This window comes from Streptococcus suis (assembly GCA_022354845.1).
GTDB lineage: Bacteria > Bacillota > Bacilli > Lactobacillales > Streptococcaceae > Streptococcus > Streptococcus suis_AA.
Window position 1 is genome coordinate 903,554 of sequence record CP031970.1, and the last position, 17,450, is coordinate 921,003.

The 17,450-nt window shown below is 34.7% G+C and carries 14 protein-coding genes and 1 pseudogene; 14 read left to right on the forward strand and 1 reads right to left on the reverse strand.

The window, feature by feature from the left end; translation table 11 throughout:
* Positions 1-306: 306 nt before the first annotated feature.
* A pseudogene (locus D2A30_04775) lies at positions 307-1,633 on the forward strand (transposase).
* Between the two features lie 79 nt (positions 1,634-1,712).
* Here D2A30_04775 and D2A30_04780 read toward each other — a convergent pair.
* Positions 1,713-4,265, reverse strand: coding sequence for an LTA synthase family protein (locus tag D2A30_04780; GenBank protein ID ULL20953.1), 2,553 nt, complete (start codon positions 4,263-4,265; stop codon positions 1,713-1,715).
* Positions 4,266-4,495: 230 nt separating this feature from the next.
* On the opposite strand from D2A30_04780, the gene D2A30_04785 reads away from it, so the two are divergent.
* The 13 genes from D2A30_04785 to D2A30_04845 all read left to right on the forward strand — a co-directional run bounded on the left by D2A30_04785 (position 4,496) and on the right by D2A30_04845 (position 17,362).
* Positions 4,496-5,644 (forward strand): glycosyltransferase family 1 protein, encoded by a 1,149-nt coding sequence (locus D2A30_04785; protein ULL20954.1) that lies wholly within the window; start codon positions 4,496-4,498, stop codon positions 5,642-5,644.
* Positions 5,641-6,570: a glycosyltransferase family 2 protein gene (locus D2A30_04790; GenBank protein ULL20955.1), complete on the forward strand. Its 930-nt coding sequence runs from the start codon at positions 5,641-5,643 to the stop codon at positions 6,568-6,570. Before D2A30_04785 ends, D2A30_04790 begins: the two co-directional genes overlap by 4 nt.
* A 2-nt stretch (positions 6,571-6,572) precedes the next feature.
* Positions 6,573-7,379, forward strand: coding sequence for an ABC transporter permease (locus D2A30_04795; protein ID ULL20956.1), 807 nt, complete (start codon positions 6,573-6,575; stop codon positions 7,377-7,379).
* Positions 7,379-8,602 carry an ATP-binding cassette domain-containing protein gene (locus tag D2A30_04800; GenBank protein ULL20957.1) on the forward strand — a complete coding sequence of 408 codons (1,224 nt, stop codon included), beginning with the start codon at positions 7,379-7,381 and terminating at the stop codon, positions 8,600-8,602. Before D2A30_04795 ends, D2A30_04800 begins: the two co-directional genes overlap by 1 nt.
* An 8-nt stretch (positions 8,603-8,610) precedes the next feature.
* Positions 8,611-9,840: a hypothetical protein gene (locus D2A30_04805; GenBank protein ULL20958.1), complete on the forward strand. Its 1,230-nt coding sequence runs from the start codon at positions 8,611-8,613 to the stop codon at positions 9,838-9,840.
* 14 nt (positions 9,841-9,854) lie between these two features.
* The gene (locus D2A30_04810) at positions 9,855-11,096 is read left to right on the forward strand and encodes a glycosyltransferase family 1 protein (protein ULL21988.1); all 1,242 of its coding nucleotides are present in this window, start codon (positions 9,855-9,857) and stop codon (positions 11,094-11,096) included.
* Entirely contained in the window at positions 11,089-12,066 is a 978-nt protein-coding gene (locus D2A30_04815; protein ID ULL20959.1) for a glycosyltransferase family 2 protein, read from the forward strand. The genes D2A30_04810 and D2A30_04815 overlap by 8 nt, the downstream gene beginning before the upstream one ends.
* Before the next feature lie 7 nt (positions 12,067-12,073).
* Positions 12,074-13,561: a DUF2142 domain-containing protein gene (locus tag D2A30_04820; protein ID ULL20960.1), complete on the forward strand. Its 1,488-nt coding sequence runs from the start codon at positions 12,074-12,076 to the stop codon at positions 13,559-13,561.
* 20 nt (positions 13,562-13,581) lie between these two features.
* Entirely contained in the window at positions 13,582-14,862 is a 1,281-nt protein-coding gene (locus tag D2A30_04825) for a lipopolysaccharide biosynthesis protein (protein ID ULL20961.1), read from the forward strand.
* 59 nt (positions 14,863-14,921) lie between these two features.
* Entirely contained in the window at positions 14,922-15,701 is a 780-nt protein-coding gene (locus D2A30_04830; GenBank protein ULL20962.1) for a glycosyltransferase family 2 protein, read from the forward strand.
* Positions 15,702-15,709: 8 nt separating this feature from the next.
* Positions 15,710-16,408 (forward strand): glycosyltransferase family 2 protein, encoded by a 699-nt coding sequence (locus tag D2A30_04835; protein ID ULL20963.1) that lies wholly within the window; start codon positions 15,710-15,712, stop codon positions 16,406-16,408.
* Positions 16,408-16,737: a DUF2304 domain-containing protein gene (locus D2A30_04840; GenBank protein ULL20964.1), complete on the forward strand. Its 330-nt coding sequence runs from the start codon at positions 16,408-16,410 to the stop codon at positions 16,735-16,737. Before D2A30_04835 ends, D2A30_04840 begins: the two co-directional genes overlap by 1 nt.
* 256 nt (positions 16,738-16,993) lie before the next feature.
* Positions 16,994-17,362, forward strand: coding sequence for a hypothetical protein (locus D2A30_04845; GenBank protein ULL20965.1), 369 nt, complete (start codon positions 16,994-16,996; stop codon positions 17,360-17,362).
* Positions 17,363-17,450 lie beyond the last annotated feature (88 nt).

Sequence of the window (17,450 nt, forward strand, 5' to 3'; positions counted from 1 at the left end):
GCAACAAATTATGAAACAGCATTAACTAGCTTGTTAGCATCAGGTTATGCAACAGATCCAGCATATGCTGAAAAATTAAAGTCATTAATTCAGCGATATGGATTGGATCAATATGATTTAAATTAGTGTGCATAAAAAAGCGACATAATTTGGCTCCGTAATTTCTGTAGTGGGTAAATCCGGCTCTATAATTTCTGTAGTGGGTAAATCCACTGTAGAGATTATGGAGCCTTTTTTTAGTGTAGAAAAAAAGTCCCATATGACCTATAACGAAAAGCGACGAAACTCACATTAGAAAGGGTTCATATGGAACAACTAAATCTCATCACAAATTTTCTCAGAATTAAAGACAAAAATATCACTATCACTGATGAATATGATATGGGGACTCACTTAGAACTCCACGGTCACTTGGACTACACAGCCCCTAAATGCCCAAAATGCAAGGGGCAAATGGCTAAGTACGACTACCAGAAAACTTCTAAAATCCCCTACCTAGAAACTGCTGGCTACCCTTTACTTATCCGTCTTCGAAAGCGTCGTTTCAAGTGTAAAGATTGCGGAAAAATGGCGGTCGCTGAAACTCCTCTTGTCAAGAAGAACCACCAAATCTCTGTCGCTGTTAACCAGAAAATCGCACAATTACTCATCGAAAATCAAGCAATGAAACATATTGCACACAGGCTATCAATCTCAACATCATCAGTTATGAGAAAGCTCAATGAGTTCAAGTTTGAAACGGATTGGAATACCTTACCTGAGGTGATGAGCTGGGACGAGTATGCCTTCAAAAAGGGGAAGATGAGCTTTATTGCACAAGATTTCAATTCCCTAAATGTCATAACCATTCTCGACGGAAGAACTCAAGCAACTATCCGAAACCACTTTCTACGCTATCCTAGAAAGGTTAGAAATCGGGTCAAAGTGATTACCATGGATATGTTTAGTCCCTATTATCAACTTGCTAACCCCTTCGCTCTTCTATTTCTGAGCTCAGGCTGAAACAGTCTATTCCCAGACTGTTTCACTCCCCAATGCAAAAATTGTACTCGACCGCTTTCATATCGTGCAACACCTTAGTCGTGCTATGAACCGTGTCCGTATTCAAATTATGAATCAGTTCAACAGAAAATCGCAGGAATACCGAGCCTTGAAACGTTACTGGAAATTGATACAACAAGATAGCCGTAAACTCAGCGATAAACGATTTTATCGACCTATGTTTCGAATGCACTTGACTAACAAGGAAACACTCGAAAAAATCCTGTCTTTCTCCGAGGAACTACGACAACACTATGAACTCTATAAGCTTCTCTTATTTCATTTTCAAGAGAAGAACTCAGACCATTTCTTTGACCTCATCGAACAGGAAATAGCCATCGTTAATCCTATTTTCCAGATGGTATTGAAGACATTTCTAAAGGATAAAGACAAGGTTGTAAACGCCATGGAATTGCCTTATTCCAACGCCAAACTGGAAGCTACCAATAATCTCATCAAAGTCATTAAGAGAAATGTCTTTGGTTTCAGGAACTTTGAAAACTTTAAAAAACGGATTTTGATTGCATTGAACAGTGAAAAGGGCTGGGGAGAGCCCTTTTCAGCTTATCTCCTAAAAACAAGAAAGAGATAAAGAAAGAGAGGACGAAGTTCGTCCTCTCTAGGTGTCAGATTTTCATCAACCCATTACAGTTTATAAAGAATAGGTTTTATCATTCAAATAAGTCCTCTAAAGGTCTTTTATCAACGGCACTGTTGTATTCGAGCTGTAAATATGTTTGGTAGAGCGATAGGTTTGATAAGTCCTCAATTTGTTGGCCACTACCATCTAAATTACCCCAGCTAGTAATGATAGGTAGCTCGAGTTGCATATCACTCACAAACTGCTGATAAGGTGATCGAGGAAGTGCATACTCGGATTCGGAAAGTATATTCATTAAATATGGAACGAGATAGTTTGGGCTTATCGTTATAGCTTCCCGTTCATTGATATCAAAATTCGCCCAAATCACAAATGGAGTAGAATATTTGGAGGCGGGATTACTTTCATCCACAAACTGTGAATAAAATTCTTGACTTAAACTTGGTTGGTGATCACCGTACATAACGATGACTGTTGGTTCTTTATAAGAACTGAAATAAGTAATTAAATCTGCAAAAGCTTCATCTGTTTTCTTTAGACTTGTCAGGAATTCTGTTTCAGCTAAGTATTCGGATGTTGAACCATTAATGCTAACTTCGCGAGGATAGGTTTCTTCTGAATTTAGATACCCACCATGACCTTGCATGGTAACTACAAAGCTAAATAACGGAGTATCTCCTTTTTGCTCATAGAGTTCTTTTATTCCGTTGAATAGAAATTGATCAGATGGCCAACTTCTATCGGATGTAAAATCTGCTAAAGTATTAATAGCAGGATTAGAGTCAGAAAAATAACTTTGATCAAAACCTAATAAAGGATAAACAATCTTTCGATTATAATTTATTCCAGTTTGTGGATGAAGTGCCACAGTGTCATAATTTTTATCTTTTAAATAAGAAGCAAAACTTGGGCGTTCTTGCGTGATTATCTGCTGGTAAGGAAATAGATTTGATGATAATAAACTTATTGCATTACTTGTTAAAACTTCATATTCTGTATTTGCTGTACCACCACCGTAAACCGAGACGTTAAGCGTTCCATGTACAGCATTATCTAATAAAGCATGTTGATTTAATAATGGATCCGGTGAGATACTTAAGTTTTGTAAAGTTGAAAAATCACTCTGAGATTCATTTTGTATAAAAATAATATTTGGTTTGGTTGTGCTTGTATATGTATCTGAGGAGTATGTCTCAAGTAGTTGCTCAAGGTTTGATGTCGAGTATCCCTCTGGTTTTGATATTTTGCTATCTTCGTAGAACGATACAAGCGAGAGTGGGAGTCCATATTGACCGTAGGTAACTTGCATTTTCCAGTAGTCTAAAGTAATTTCAGCATTGTGAACTAAAGATTGAATTGATGTAGGTAATACAAGTGTTATCGCTAAATATCCGATTGTTATGCGGATAAATCGTTTAAACCATTTAAAATCAAATATTGTTTTATTTATTGCCTTGGGAAAAAAATTGGGAAGTGTTAATTTTGGAAGAATTGAAAAGTAAGTATTTAAAAATAATGTAAAAAATATGCTTTGTAACATCCGATTATTGAGAGTTATTGTGATACTAGAAGCAACATTTAAAGCATCTTTAATTTGGAAAATATTATAGAACAGAAGTGGTGTTCCTCTGCTAGTAATCAAAATTTGATTACTTATTCCAATTATTGCAGAAATAGAAAGTATAAAAATACTTGCAAACCTGAAATTAGTCATAAGAAAAACTATAAAGAATAGTATACTAATAATAAGTAAATTATAACGAATATTTTCAATTGATAATGTAGAAAATTGTGAATAACTATTTTCTATAATAAACAGGGAGAATATTGGAATAGATGCAAAATTAAAAAGAATGAATAGATTTTTACATGCTACAAATAGCTTATTATTCAATTGGCGATATCCGATAAAACTCGCATACAATATTAGCGTAAAAGTGGTCAATAATAGGTTTATCTCTGCTTTGTTAAAACTTGAATTAAAAAGTGCTAACTCATCTCGATACAATAATGGAAAAAATTTTGAAGTTAAAAAATTTTGAATTCCGATAAGACATAAAATAAGAATTATGTCTCTGAATCTAATCCTCCAAGTGGCATTTCCCAGAGTATAAAATATTAGGCCCATAAATAAAATTATAATATGAATGTACCAAAAATGATTTTCTGAGCTTAGTTTAGTTGAGTGAGCCGTCTCAAGAAAAAATAGATTTTTCGAGTCTTTTCCAATAGAAGTATCAAGTGTTTTTATAAGTTTATCGTCAATGTATATATGGATTATTTTAGGTTCATCACTAACTCTATACTCAAAGGATATGGATTGAATAGGTGTTGGCAGATTGAACTCCATCACATTATCTTCAATTTCTGAAATATAAAAAGTATTTACAACATTTTGAGATACAGTATACCAATCATTCCTAACAACAAATTCACCCAGATTGTATTTTCCGTTAATTTGTATTCCATCGATATATTGTTGAGTTTCTTCTGCAATTATACGAACATTTCCATTGTTATTCGCAACTCCTAGCTCGTTTTTAATCAAATCAATATATTTAATAAACGAGCAGCCTAGGAGTATAACAATAATCCAATGAAAAAAAAGCTTGATTAATTTCATATTTACTAACAATTCTAAGTTTTATATTTTTATGTGAAAGCCAGTACACATTATAACAAATTTTTCTAATTTACTCAAAATTTGTTTTTTAAATTTAAAAGTTGAATATGGAAAAAATAAGCATGTGTGTGAAGCCTAAATGATACTGAAACCAAAACTACTGATAGAATTAGGAAATTATTTCAAAAAATGGTATAATGAAAAGAACTGCTATTTGATGGAGAGGATTCATGAAACACGTTTTTATTATCGGTAGTCGTGGACTGCCTGCAAAATATGGTGGCTTTGAGACCTTTGTCCAACAATTGGTGAGCCATCAGGAATCTGAGGAGATTCAGTACCATGTAGCGTGCTTGTCTGATACAAGTCATCATCAGCATTCCACCTACCTGGGTGCAGATTGCTTTACCATTAATCCACCAAAACTTGGACCTGCTCGTGTGATTGCTTATGATATGATGGCGATTACTTATGCCCTTAAAATCATAAAGGAACAGCAGATAGAGCGACCAATTTTCTATATCTTGGGAAATACCATAGGTGGCTTCATAGTGCCTTTTGCAAAAATGATTCACTCTGTTGGAGGTACCTTGTTTGTCAATCCAGATGGTTTGGAGTGGAAACGTGCAAAATGGGCTAAACCAGTTCAACGTTATCTAAAATTTTCTGAGAAAATGATGGTTCGTAATGCGGATTTGATTGTCGCTGACAATGAAGGTATCGAAGATTACCTTCAGTCTGAATACTCAGCTACAAATACAACTTTTATAGCATATGGTACAGATTTAATACCGACAACTCTGACGAACGAATCAGAGAAGGTTCGTCACTATTTTGAAAAATGGAAAATAAAAGAGAAAGAATATTACCTGATAGTTGGTCGCTTTGTCCCAGAAAATAATTATGTAACAGCTATCAAGGAATTTATGGCCAGCAAGACAAAACGTGACTTGGTCATTGTAGCCAATCATGAAGGCTCTGCTTATTTCCAAAAGCTCAAAGAGGAGACGGATTTTGCATCTGATCCACGTATCAAATTTGTTGGAACAGTGTACGATCAAGAACTACTAAAGTATCTTCGACAGGAGTGTCGTGCCTATATCCATGGACATGAAGTTGGTGGAACAAATCCTGGTCTACTCGAGGCCTTGGCACAAACCAATGAAAATTTGGTTTTAGGTGTTGATTTTAATAAAAAAGTTGCCCTGAAAGGTGCTCATTATTGGAGCAAAGATGGAGGAAATTTGGCTCATTTGATTGATCAAATAGATGGACAAGCAGAATTCATCGAGCTTGGAAAAACTGCAAAAGAACACATGCAAGAAGCCTATACATGGGAAAAAATCGCACGTGAGTACGAGGAATTATTTTTACTATGAAAGTCAATATTTTGATGTCGACCTATAATGGTCAACAGTTCTTGGCTGAGCAAATTCGTTCTATTCAAGAACAGTCATACACAGACTGGACTCTCTTCATCCGTGATGATGGTTCCAGTGACAATACAAAAGAAATCCTTAAGGATTTTGAGCATCAAGATAGTCGAATTCATCTTATTGATAGTGATAAGAGTGACAATCTTGGAGTTATAAAAAGTTTTCACAAACTCGTGAACCATGATAGGGCTGACTATTATTTTTTTAGTGATCAGGATGATGTTTGGTTGCCAAATAAATTGGAACTTAGTCTAAAGGAAGCTCAAAACTATCTAGCTGACCTTCCCTTAATGGTTTATATGGATTTAAAAGTGGTTAATCAAGATTTAGAGATTATGACTGAAAGCATGGTTAAATCTCAATCTCACCATGCCAATACAGAATTGGTGCAAGAGTTGACCGAAAACACGGTTACAGGTGGGGTCGCCATGATCAATCATGCTCTCGCTGAAATGTGGCAAGAGACGGATGATATACTCATGCACGATTGGTACTTAGCCTTACTTGCTTCAGCCTTTGGGAATTTGGTGTTTATTGATCAACCAGCGGAACTGTACCGCCAGCATTCTGATAATGTTTTAGGGGCTCGTACTCTCTCAAAACGCTTTAAAAAATGGATTCGTCCTCATATTTTATTTGCGGTTTATTGGGACTTGATTAAAAATAGTCAAAAACAAGCCCGTCATTTACTACAAATGCCTCTATCTCAGTCAAATAGAGAGTTAATTGAAGCATTTGTAACCATTATGGACAAACCAATGCTTGAACGATTCAGGATTTTGAGAAAATATGGATTGAAAAAAAACAAAGCCTTCCATACATTAGTATTCACAACACTGATTGTGACAAAATTTGCATATAAGGAATAGTTATGAATTTATTTAATAAAGAAAACCAAATTCTCTTAAGAGAGATGGTTAAAACTGATTTTAAATTACGTTACCAAGGGTCTATCATTGGACACCTGTGGTCAATTTTAAAACCATTTATGATGTTTACAATAATGTATTTGGTTTTTGTGCAGTTTCTAAAATTTGATGATGGAACCCCCCATTATGCTGTCAGTTTATTACTTGGAATGGTGACTTGGAACTTTTTTACAGAAGCTACAAATATGGGGATGCTTTCCATTGCAGCGCGCGGTGACTTATTGCGTAAAATTAGCTTTCCTAAAGAAATTATCGTTATTTCATCAATTATTGGTGCGGCAATCAACTATGGAATAAATATTGCAGTAGTTATGCTTTTCGCCATTATCAATGGTGTACAGCTTGATTTTGGTGTGTTGATGTTATTGCCAGCATTTGTAGAGTTAATTACTTTTGCAACTGGACTGGCATTCATTTTGTCTAGCTTTTTTGTAAAATATCGTGATATGGGACCGATTTGGGAACTAGTCTTGCAAGCAGGGATGTACTCGACACCAATTATTTACTCCATCACCTATATCATACAAAGAGGGCATACTGGGGTAGCCAAAATTATGATGATGAATCCTATTGCTCAAGTTGTACAAGATCTTCGACATCATATTGTCTTTGATGGGGCAACAATTTCATGGGATATTTATGACAATAAATGGATGGTAGCTGTTCCATATCTCATATCTATTGTAGTATTTATTATTGGATTTACAATCTTTAAAAAGAATTCTAAGAAATTTGCGGAGATTCTATAATGTCAAACAAAGAAATTGCATTGAAAGTTGAGTCAGTAAGCAAGACTTTTAAACTACCAACCGAATCAACTCAAAGTTTGAGAACAACATTGGTAAACTATTTTAGAGGAATCAAAGGCTATAAAGAGCAGCAGGTGCTGAAAGATATATCTTTTGAAGTAGAAAAAGGGGATTTTTTTGGAATTGTTGGTAGAAATGGTTCAGGGAAATCTACACTGTTGAAGATTATTTCACAAATCTATGTTCCTGAAAAAGGAAAAGTAAGCGTAAATGGTACACTTGTTCCCTTTATAGAACTAGGAGTTGGTTTCAATCCGGAGCTAACAGGGAGAGAGAATATTTATTTGAACGGAGCCCTTCTTGGTTTTACTCGGTCTGAAATTGACACCATGTATGATGACATCGTAGAGTTTGCTGAACTTGAAGAATTCATGGATCAGAAATTAAAGAATTATTCGAGCGGTATGCAGGTACGTTTGGCTTTTTCAATTGCTATAAAGGCAGAAGGTGACATCTTGGTACTTGATGAAGTCTTGGCTGTAGGGGATGAAGCTTTTCAGAGAAAATGTTTTGAGTATTTTGCCAGTCTAAAAAAACAAAAGAAAACAGTTATTTTGGTCACTCATGATATGGCATCTGTGCAACGTTTTTGTACAAAGGCCATGATGATTGATTCGGGAGAAATTTCTATCATTGGCGATCCCAATATGGTAGCTGGAAAATATACCTTACGTAATGTAGAGCACCGAACTGATAGTAAGAAAGTTGAAGGAGAAACTGTAGAAAAAGGTGAAAAGCGGAAGAATAGTATTGATGTTTTATCAATTCGAACCAAAAATTCGAGCAAAGCAACCGATACTTTTTATCTTACGGATGATATTTTGGTCGAGGTGAAATATAAAGTAAATAAGCCTTTAACCTTTACTATAGGAACTTCTTTTAGAGATTATGGTGATAATCTGGTTGCAGGAATAGGAAGTATAGCAGATATGGCTCTTCTGAATAAAGAAGAAGGTGAATATCTAGCTGAGTGCAGAATTCCAGCATCACAATTTATCAAGGGTGAATATTCTGTAAATGTTTCATTTTGGAGTGATACACGTGAACTTCTTGGATATGAAGATATCACAATGGAAGGAAATCCGCCTAAGATAAATATTGTAGAAGCAAATGTTGCTCGCAGTGGTCAATTTAATGCTCAAGGCACTTGGAGTGAAATTTAGGAGATAGTATGGAATATAAGTTCGCACTATTAAATTATTCAACAGAGAATATTGGTGATGAAGTTCAAAGCATCGCCGCTAGACGTTTCCTACCACGCATTGATGAGTATGTTGATAGGGATAAGTTGGCGGAGTGGGAACCAAATCAACCAACAAAGTTAATTATGAATGGTTGGTATAATAGAGATCCGAAGGGATGGCCACCTAAGAATAGTGACCTTTTTAAACCTCTTCTGACTTCTATACATGTTAGTGTGAAGGATGATGCGGTTAGAGAGGCATTTGAAACGACTGAAAGTTTAGATTTTCTTAAAAAAAATGGTCCTGTTGGGGCGCGTGATGAACAAACGCTAGAGTTTTTCAAGCAACAGGGATTAGAAACCTATTTTTCCGGATGTGTCACTTTAACTTTGCAACGTGATCCGGACATTAAGAAACAAGACTTCATTTTAGCTGTAGATGTTCCTAAAGATGTCGTTAAAAAAATGCGAGAATCAACTAAACGTGAAGTCATCGAATTATCGGTATACCATTACCCATTTCTAGAAAATGAGGAACGTTTTAAAGTGGCGGAGTACATACTAGCTCTTTACCAATCAGCCCATGCAGTTGTAACGACAAGGTTGCATTGCTTTATGCCATCATTAGCATTTGAAACACCTGTTCTTCTAATCAAGGATTCAGAAAAATATGAACCTGCACGTTATGGTGGTTTAGATACTTTGCCACATAGTTTGACTGATAAAGAATATATTGAACATCCTGAGAAGTATCCACTTGATAACCCTTTTCCAAATCCTACAGAATTTCAAACTATTCGTGAGGAAATGATAGAACGGATTCAGGGGTTTACAGGTTATTCAAATAATGCAACTTTTCGAACATTACCATTGAGTGAGTTTCCACTAAGTATTTCGGCTATTCGTATTTTCGCATTTACTTGGTCCTCCACCTTTAAGAAAGCTTTATTAGAAGGTGATGTTGCTTGGGATGAGGAAAGAATAGCAGATTTTGAACGGATAGTAGCTGAGCAGGCAGAAGAAATTTCAATTTTGAATACTACGAAACAGGAGTTGCATCAGGATATTAAATCTTTGAATAATGTGATTGTTAGCAAAGCCACTGAAATTGACTATCTTACAAATGAAATTAAAAAAATAGAAAACTCACTTTCATGGAAATTAACTAAGCCTCTTAGAGAAATGAAGAGTGTATTGAAAAAAAATATAAAAAGATAGGTGAAAATATGAACATTTTCGGAAAAGTCTTTAGGACATATAAGAATGAAGGCTTGCGCGCTGTTAGTCGAAAAGTTTATCAACAGTTGACCTCAACTGGACAGAACATCCAAGTTGGAGTAAGCGTACCTTCAAAAATTGATATGAATACTCTGCCTCAAATGCCACAATTTGTCGATCTAGCTACTGCAGACTATATCAATTATCCATATATAAAACCAGAAAAATTAGATAAAGAATTTCTAAATATTGCTTGGGTATCTCCTCCAGTTGGACCAGGCGGAGGTGGGCATACGACTATTTCACGTTTTGTAAAATATTTACAAAGTCAAGGACATCATATAACATTTTATATCTATCATAACAATACAATTCCTCAATCAGCCAAAGAAGCACAAGATATTTTTTCGCGTTCTTATGGTATTGATGTTGATGTTGAAGAGTTAGAGGATTTTAAAAATCAAGACCTTGTGTTTGCAACAAGTTGGGAAACTGCTTATGCAGTCTTCAATCTTCAAGGGGAACGCCTTCATAAGTTTTACTTTGTTCAAGATTTTGAACCAGTTTTCTTTGGTGTAGGGTCGCGATATATGTTGGCTGAAGCAACCTATAAATTTGGTTTTTATGGTATTACCGCTGGAAAATGGCTTGTAAATAAAGTTGGACAATATGGGATGCAATCTGACTACTTTGATTTTGGTGCGGATATTGATATTTATAAGCCAAAATCCCCTATCGTTAAAAAGAAGAAAATTGCCTTTTATGCTCGTGCCCATACGGAGCGTAGGGGATTTGAAATCGGAGTAATGGCTTTAAAGATTTTTAAAGAACGTCATCCGGAATACGAAATCGAATTCTTTGGTCAAGATATGTCTAATTATGATATTCCTTTTGAATTCCTTGACCGCGGTATTTTAAATAAGGCGCAATTAGCAGAGGTTTATCACGAAAGTGTAGCTTGTCTTGTTCTCTCTTTAACAAATGTTTCATTATTACCATTGGAACTTTTGGTGGCTGGTTGTGTACCAGTCATGAATGATGGGGATAATAATCGTATGGTACTTGGTGAAATTGATGATATTCTCTATACAGAAGCCTATCCTGTGGCCCTAGCGGAAAAACTTTGCCAGGCTGTTGAGCGTTCCGATGTCAATGAACATGCTAAAGAAATGAGCGATAAATATACGGGTCTATCTTGGGAAGAGAGTTATAAAAAAGTTGAAATGATTATTCGTCGAGAGGTTTTGAATGGCTGATAAATTGAAAGCGACGGTATTTATTCCAGTTTATAACGGAGAACGGGACCATTTAGAAGAAACATTATCTGCTTTATACCGTCAAGTCACAGATTTTAAGTGGGATGTTCTAATAACAGATTCAGGTTCTTCTGATAATTCGGTTGCAATTATCAATCATTTTTCTGAAAAATACGGTAATCTCCGTCTTCTTCATTTATCAAAGGAAGAATTTTCGCATGGGAAAACTCGCCAAATGGCTGCTGAGATTAGTCAAGGTGAAATAATGGTCTATCTTACTCAAGACGCAGTTCCTCATAATGAGCAGTGGTTAGCGGAAATGGTAAGACCCTTTGCGATGCACTCGGATATCGTGGCCGTATTAGGAAATCAAAAACCACGTCATTACTGTTTTCCTGCCATGAAGTACGATATTCTAGAGGTATTTAATGAACAGGGCGTATCTGATTCATTGACTTTCTGGCAGAGATTAGACGAGAGCCGAAGAGGAAAATATACGAAAGAATCTTTTTATAGTGATGTGTGTTCTGCTGCACCACGTCGATTTCTAACTGAAAAAATTGGTTATCGCCCTGTAGCTTATTCAGAAGATTATGAATACGGGAAGGATATATTAGACGCAGGCTATATCAAGGTTTATAATGCAAATGCAATTGTTGAGCATTCGAACGATGTGCGACTATCGGAGTATAGACAACGTATATTCGATGAAACATATAATGTTCGTTTGAATAGTGGCTTAACAAATAAGGTTTCTATTTTCTCGGTTGTTACAAATGTATTCAAAGCAAGTTTGAAAGATAGTGTAAAAATTATTTCTGATAAAGATTATAATTGGAAAAGAAGAATATATTGGCTTTTGGTTAATCCACTCTTTCATATTGAAAAATGGCGAGGTATTCGTCTAGCGAATCGTGTTGATTTAAACCAGGATATTTCGCAATATTCTTTAGAAAAGAAGAAAGGGTAGAAGTGGTATGCAAATACAAAAAATAGTGATGGAGAAATTACGTAATATCTTCATTGGAATTTTCTTAGTCTTTTTCGCACAACTTACTTTGCCAATTCTATTTGAGTGGAAAATCAATTTGAATTTTTGGTACATTGTAATTGCTATTGTTCTCTATTTTTTATTAGTAGATTTCAAAAATCCTGAAAAAATAGCTCGAAATGCTTTTCTTCTCATTTTGTCTTTTGGAATAGTTATTGCTTTGATTCGACCAGTTCAATATGCTTTGGATGAAGAATCCCATTTAGAAAATACAATTGGGATTTCTGACAGTTTTCTATTTGAATACAGTGATGAAACAATTTCTGATTATGATTCTGTCTTTTTACATGACGGTATTCGTAATCAAGCAAACTTTAGGGGAGATGATTACTGGTATAATGTAGAACATCAACCGAGCAAAATTGCAGGTGTTCCGAAATCTTTTGATAATCCTTCTTTTTTACCAGGGGCAATAGGCTGGAATATTGGTCGTTTGGTTTCAAATAAGGTTTATATCTCGTACTACATAGGGAGAATAGTCCATGTATTAACCTATGCGCTATTAGTGTTCCTTTCTATTAAGATTAGTAAAGTATATCAAAAAATGCTTTATTTAATGGGGACACTACCATCTGCTCTTTATGTGGTTTCTGGCTACCACTATGATTATTTATATTATGGTGCTTCACTTATTTTGGTTGCTTTGCTTACGAATGTTTTGGCTCGAGAAGAAAAAATTACCTCCAAGTTTGTTGTCAAATTTCAAAGTTTAGTGCTTTTATTCGTTTTTTCTAAGTTTCCTTTTGTTCTGTTAGGAACCTTATTAACCTTCTTACCAAAAGAATACTTTGCCTCTAAGAAAGCAAGGATACAAGGAGTAGTATCGTTCTTTCCAGTCATTCTATTTGCTGTAATTTATTCAGGGATCTTAAACATATTTAATTTTTCTGGTTCTGTGACGGGAGAGAGTCCTGGATTAGGTTACTTTTTGAAGCATCCGTTACCAATTATTAGAACTATGCTTAGCGCACCAGAGGCAATTTTAGAGAACTTTATTCGACGTCCTCTTCAATATATTAGTCATGATTCGGGGCTACTAATTACAGCTATAACACTAATTGTGTTATCGTTACTATTTGTACTTATTCTTTGTACACGCATTACAGTACCTAAGATATGGGGAACATATACAGTGTTGCTTATGTTAGGGATTACCTTTTTGATGGTATATGCAATTACAGGAGATCCTCGTGTATATAATCCTGGCAATATTTCTGTCGGTGGAGTGCAAGGAAGATACTATTATTTTATGATCTGTCTAATCCCATTGTTTTTGGGAAATTGGTTGAACTCTTTTATACCGATTATCCAACCAAGTGAGGAAGTGGATCGTAAATTGACGGTTGCTATTCAATATCTTTTGTCATTTTTAGTAATCTTTACAGTAAGTGTTGGGTTCTATACTCAAATTTAACAAGGCGAGAAGGAGATAACTTGAGAGGAGAAACTAAACCAATAGTAGATATTAAGTATCAATATTTTTGGAATATGCTTGGGACAATTAGTTCGACAGCTGTTTCTATAGTTCTACTTTTAATCGTATCAAGATTAACATCTCCGAGTATTGCAGATTCTTTTAGTATTGCTTTTACGCTGGGACAACAATTTTTAGTGATAGGCTTATTTGGAGTTAGAAACTTTCAAGCAACAGATGTTAATGAGAGCTATTCATTTAGTGCGTACTTTATTTCTAGAGTAATGAGCATATTACTAATGTTAGTTAGTTTAATGCTTTATTTGAATGCGACAGGCTTTACTAATGAAAAATATTGGATAATCGTTTTCATGGTTCTTTATCGAGCGTGTGATGCCATTTCAGATGTTTATCAAGGAGAATTTCAACAAAAACAGCGTTCGGATCTAGCAGGGAAAGTTTTATTCTACCGTAGCTTGTCTACTATTGTTGTGTTTATTCTAGTTTTGTTAGTTACTGGTAATCTTTTAGTAGCTACAATTTCACTTTTTCTTACCAACTTAATATTGTCCTATTTCTTAGATATTAGGTATTATCAATTAAACTTCTCCAGAAGTAGCTTCAAAATTAACTCTAGTTGGCAAGGCAGTTTGAATATCCTAAAATTATGTTTGTCTCTATTTATTAGTAGTTTTATCATCAATTACATTTTTAATTTACCAAAAATTATTATTGATAGTTTTATAACTGTAGGACAACTTGGAGAAGGTTTGCAACGAGATTTCAATATATTATTTATGCCAACATTTGTCCTTAATCTTTTACTAATGCTTTTAAGACCAATGTTAACAGAAATATCAATCTTTTTGCATAACGGTCAAATTAGTGCATATAACAGACAGGTTAAAAAGATTTTTGGTGCGTTAATAGGTTTACATCTATTAGTTTTAGTTGGAGGCTATTTACTAGGAATTCCAATACTAAGTTTTATTTTTGGAGTAAACTTGTCACCATATCTATTATCATTTATTATTTTACTTGTTGGTGCTGGATTTAATGTTTATTCGGTGATGATTGATAATGTACTAACAATTCATCGCAAGCAATATTATCTACTATTCTCGACTATACTGGCGTTCATATTTTCTAGTGCAATAACTAAAGTGCTTATTAGTAAGTTTGCTATTTTAGGTGCATCTATTAGTTTTACTTTGACAATGTTGGTTTATTTCATGTCAAGTTTGCTGGTTTATCATATTGTTAATAGGAAGATAGTGAAAATGGAAATAAACATAAAGTAGAACGTGGATACTGAGTTTTATTGAAACTTAAATTTATATTGTAGTATGGAGAGAAATTTATGGAAAATAATCACACTTTTGTGATTTGTGCTTATGGTGATAGTCCATATTTAGAAGAATGTATTCTTTCATTGAGAAATCAAACAGTAAAATCAACTATTATTCTTTATACCTCGACACCTAGTGAGCACATTGAACACTTGTGTCAGGAATATTCAATTCCTTATCATGTGAAGCAAGGTGGTGGGATTGGTATTGATTGGAATAATGCTCTATCATTTGCCAATACTCGCTTTGTTACGATTGCACATCAAGACGACTTGTATAAAGAAAATTATGCTGAGAAAATTTTGTCTGAGTTCCGTCGGGATTTAAAGCATACAATTGTGTATTCTGACTATGTTGAGTATCGTGATGGTCGAGAAATAGAAGCGAATACAAATTTAAAGATTAAAACTTTAATGTTGAATGTGCTGTCCTTGTTTCCAAATTGGATGTTTTGGAGAAATAGAATTCTAGCTTTTGGCAATGCTATTTGTTGCCCAGCCGTGACCTATGATATGGATAAACTAAATGGTTTTCAGTTCGAAACTAAAATGAGAACAAATTTAGATTGGTATGCGTGGTACGATATTAGTTCGCATTATCGCGGAAGTTTTGGTTATGTTTCTGATAAACTGATGTGCCACCGTATTCATCAGGATTCTGAAACATCAAACACAATTAGAGATAATGTCAGGACAAAAGAAGATTTGGAAATGTATAGACTATTTTGGCCGGAATTCATGGTTAAAATTCTGATTTATTTCTATGAAAAAAGTCAAGAGTCTAATGGATAGGGGAGAATATGTTTAATAAGAAATCAGATACACTGATTATTATTCCAGCTTACAATGAAGAAGGTTCAATAGAAGCGGTTGTGCGAAATCTAGAAAAGAACTTTCAGGAATTTGATTACGTTGTTGTGAACGATGGTTCTAAAGATACGACTTCTGAAATTTGCCACCGAAATCGATATAATATTATTGATTTGCCAGTGAATCTAGGTTTAACAGGTGCCGTTCAGACTGGTTTTAAATATGCCTACAAGATGGGGTATAGACAGGCAGTTCAGTTTGATGGCGATGGTCAACACCTTCCAGAATATGTTGGGGACTTAGTAGCCGAAATTCAAAAAGGTCAAGATTGTGTCATTGGTTCGCGGTTCGTATCTGAACCTAAAAATAATTCTTTACGTATGTTAGGTAATCGTCTAATCAGTTGGTCAATAAAATTAACAACAGGTCAAACGATTACCGATCCAACATCTGGAATGCGAATGTTTAATCAAGAGTTGATTAAGGACTTTGCATTAAATGTTAACTATACTCCGGAACCTGATACCATTTCTTTTCTGATTCGCCAAGGCTATAAGATAAAAGAAGTCCAAGTAAAAATGCTTGAAAGACAAGCGGGTCAATCCTATTTAACTTTATCTCGTTCAATTAAGTATATGATTCATATGTTCACATCAATTTTGTTGATACAAAATTTTAGGAGGAAATGATGGCTCTTCAATTTCAATTATTACTTATTGTGACAGCCGTTTTGACTTCGGCAGTTATTCTATTGAATATTCGAAAATCCAATATTCAAATAGAAGATAGTATCTTTTGGTTCTTTTTTTCAGGTATTCTAGTTATTTTTGCACTTGTACCCCAAGCCATTGGCCAATTATCGGATTGGATTGGGGTCGAATCTCCTGCTAATTTCGTGTTTTTAGCTATTATTTTTTTACTAATAGTTAATCAGTACCGTATTGCATTAAAGCAAGCCAAATTAGAACTCAAACTGAAAGATCTTATTCAATATATAGCTATTGAAACTAAGAAGTAAGGCGGTTATTAGTTAAAGTACGACTTTTGTTTTGTTTCAAAATCATTTCAATTGTTTTACACTTTGACAAAGTTTGTCATGTAAATGTAATAAAAAATTTCAAAAGATAGAGGTTTTCATAGGAAAATCTCTTTTTTTGGGCTTTATTTTAGCAAACCTTAAGCAAAGGGACTTATAATGATCGTATGGAAAGAGAATCACAGTAAATGCGAAAGTGTGAGGAAAATTACCAAAAAATTAAAATGTGAGGAATTGTATGTCACTCTTATGTAAACTAAAAGAACAGCCACTAATTTTACTAGCGACCGTGGGGATTACTGCAGCAAGCCTTGGCTTTGCTGGAGGAATGGGGGTAGGCAAATTATCCAATTCTACTTCTACCCAAAGTCAATCAACTACTGTACAAAATCAATCTCCTGAAGGTTTTGATAAATCACAAATGCCCAGGCAAGGTGGCGGTCGAGGTGGTCAAGGTATGACTCCACCGGATGCAACGATTGGGGCATCACAATCGGATTCAACTACAAGTGAAAATTCTAGCTCATCGGATGAAGTGAATGAGTTGAAGAAACGGAATGAAGAAATAAAAGCACAAATAGAAAACGAGGAAAGCTCAAGCGAGTAGAATAATAAATTATTTTGGTTTTTAAAATTCCGTGTTATAATGATGTTGATAATTTCCATGTAATAAATGGTCTTAGATAGAGTAAAGG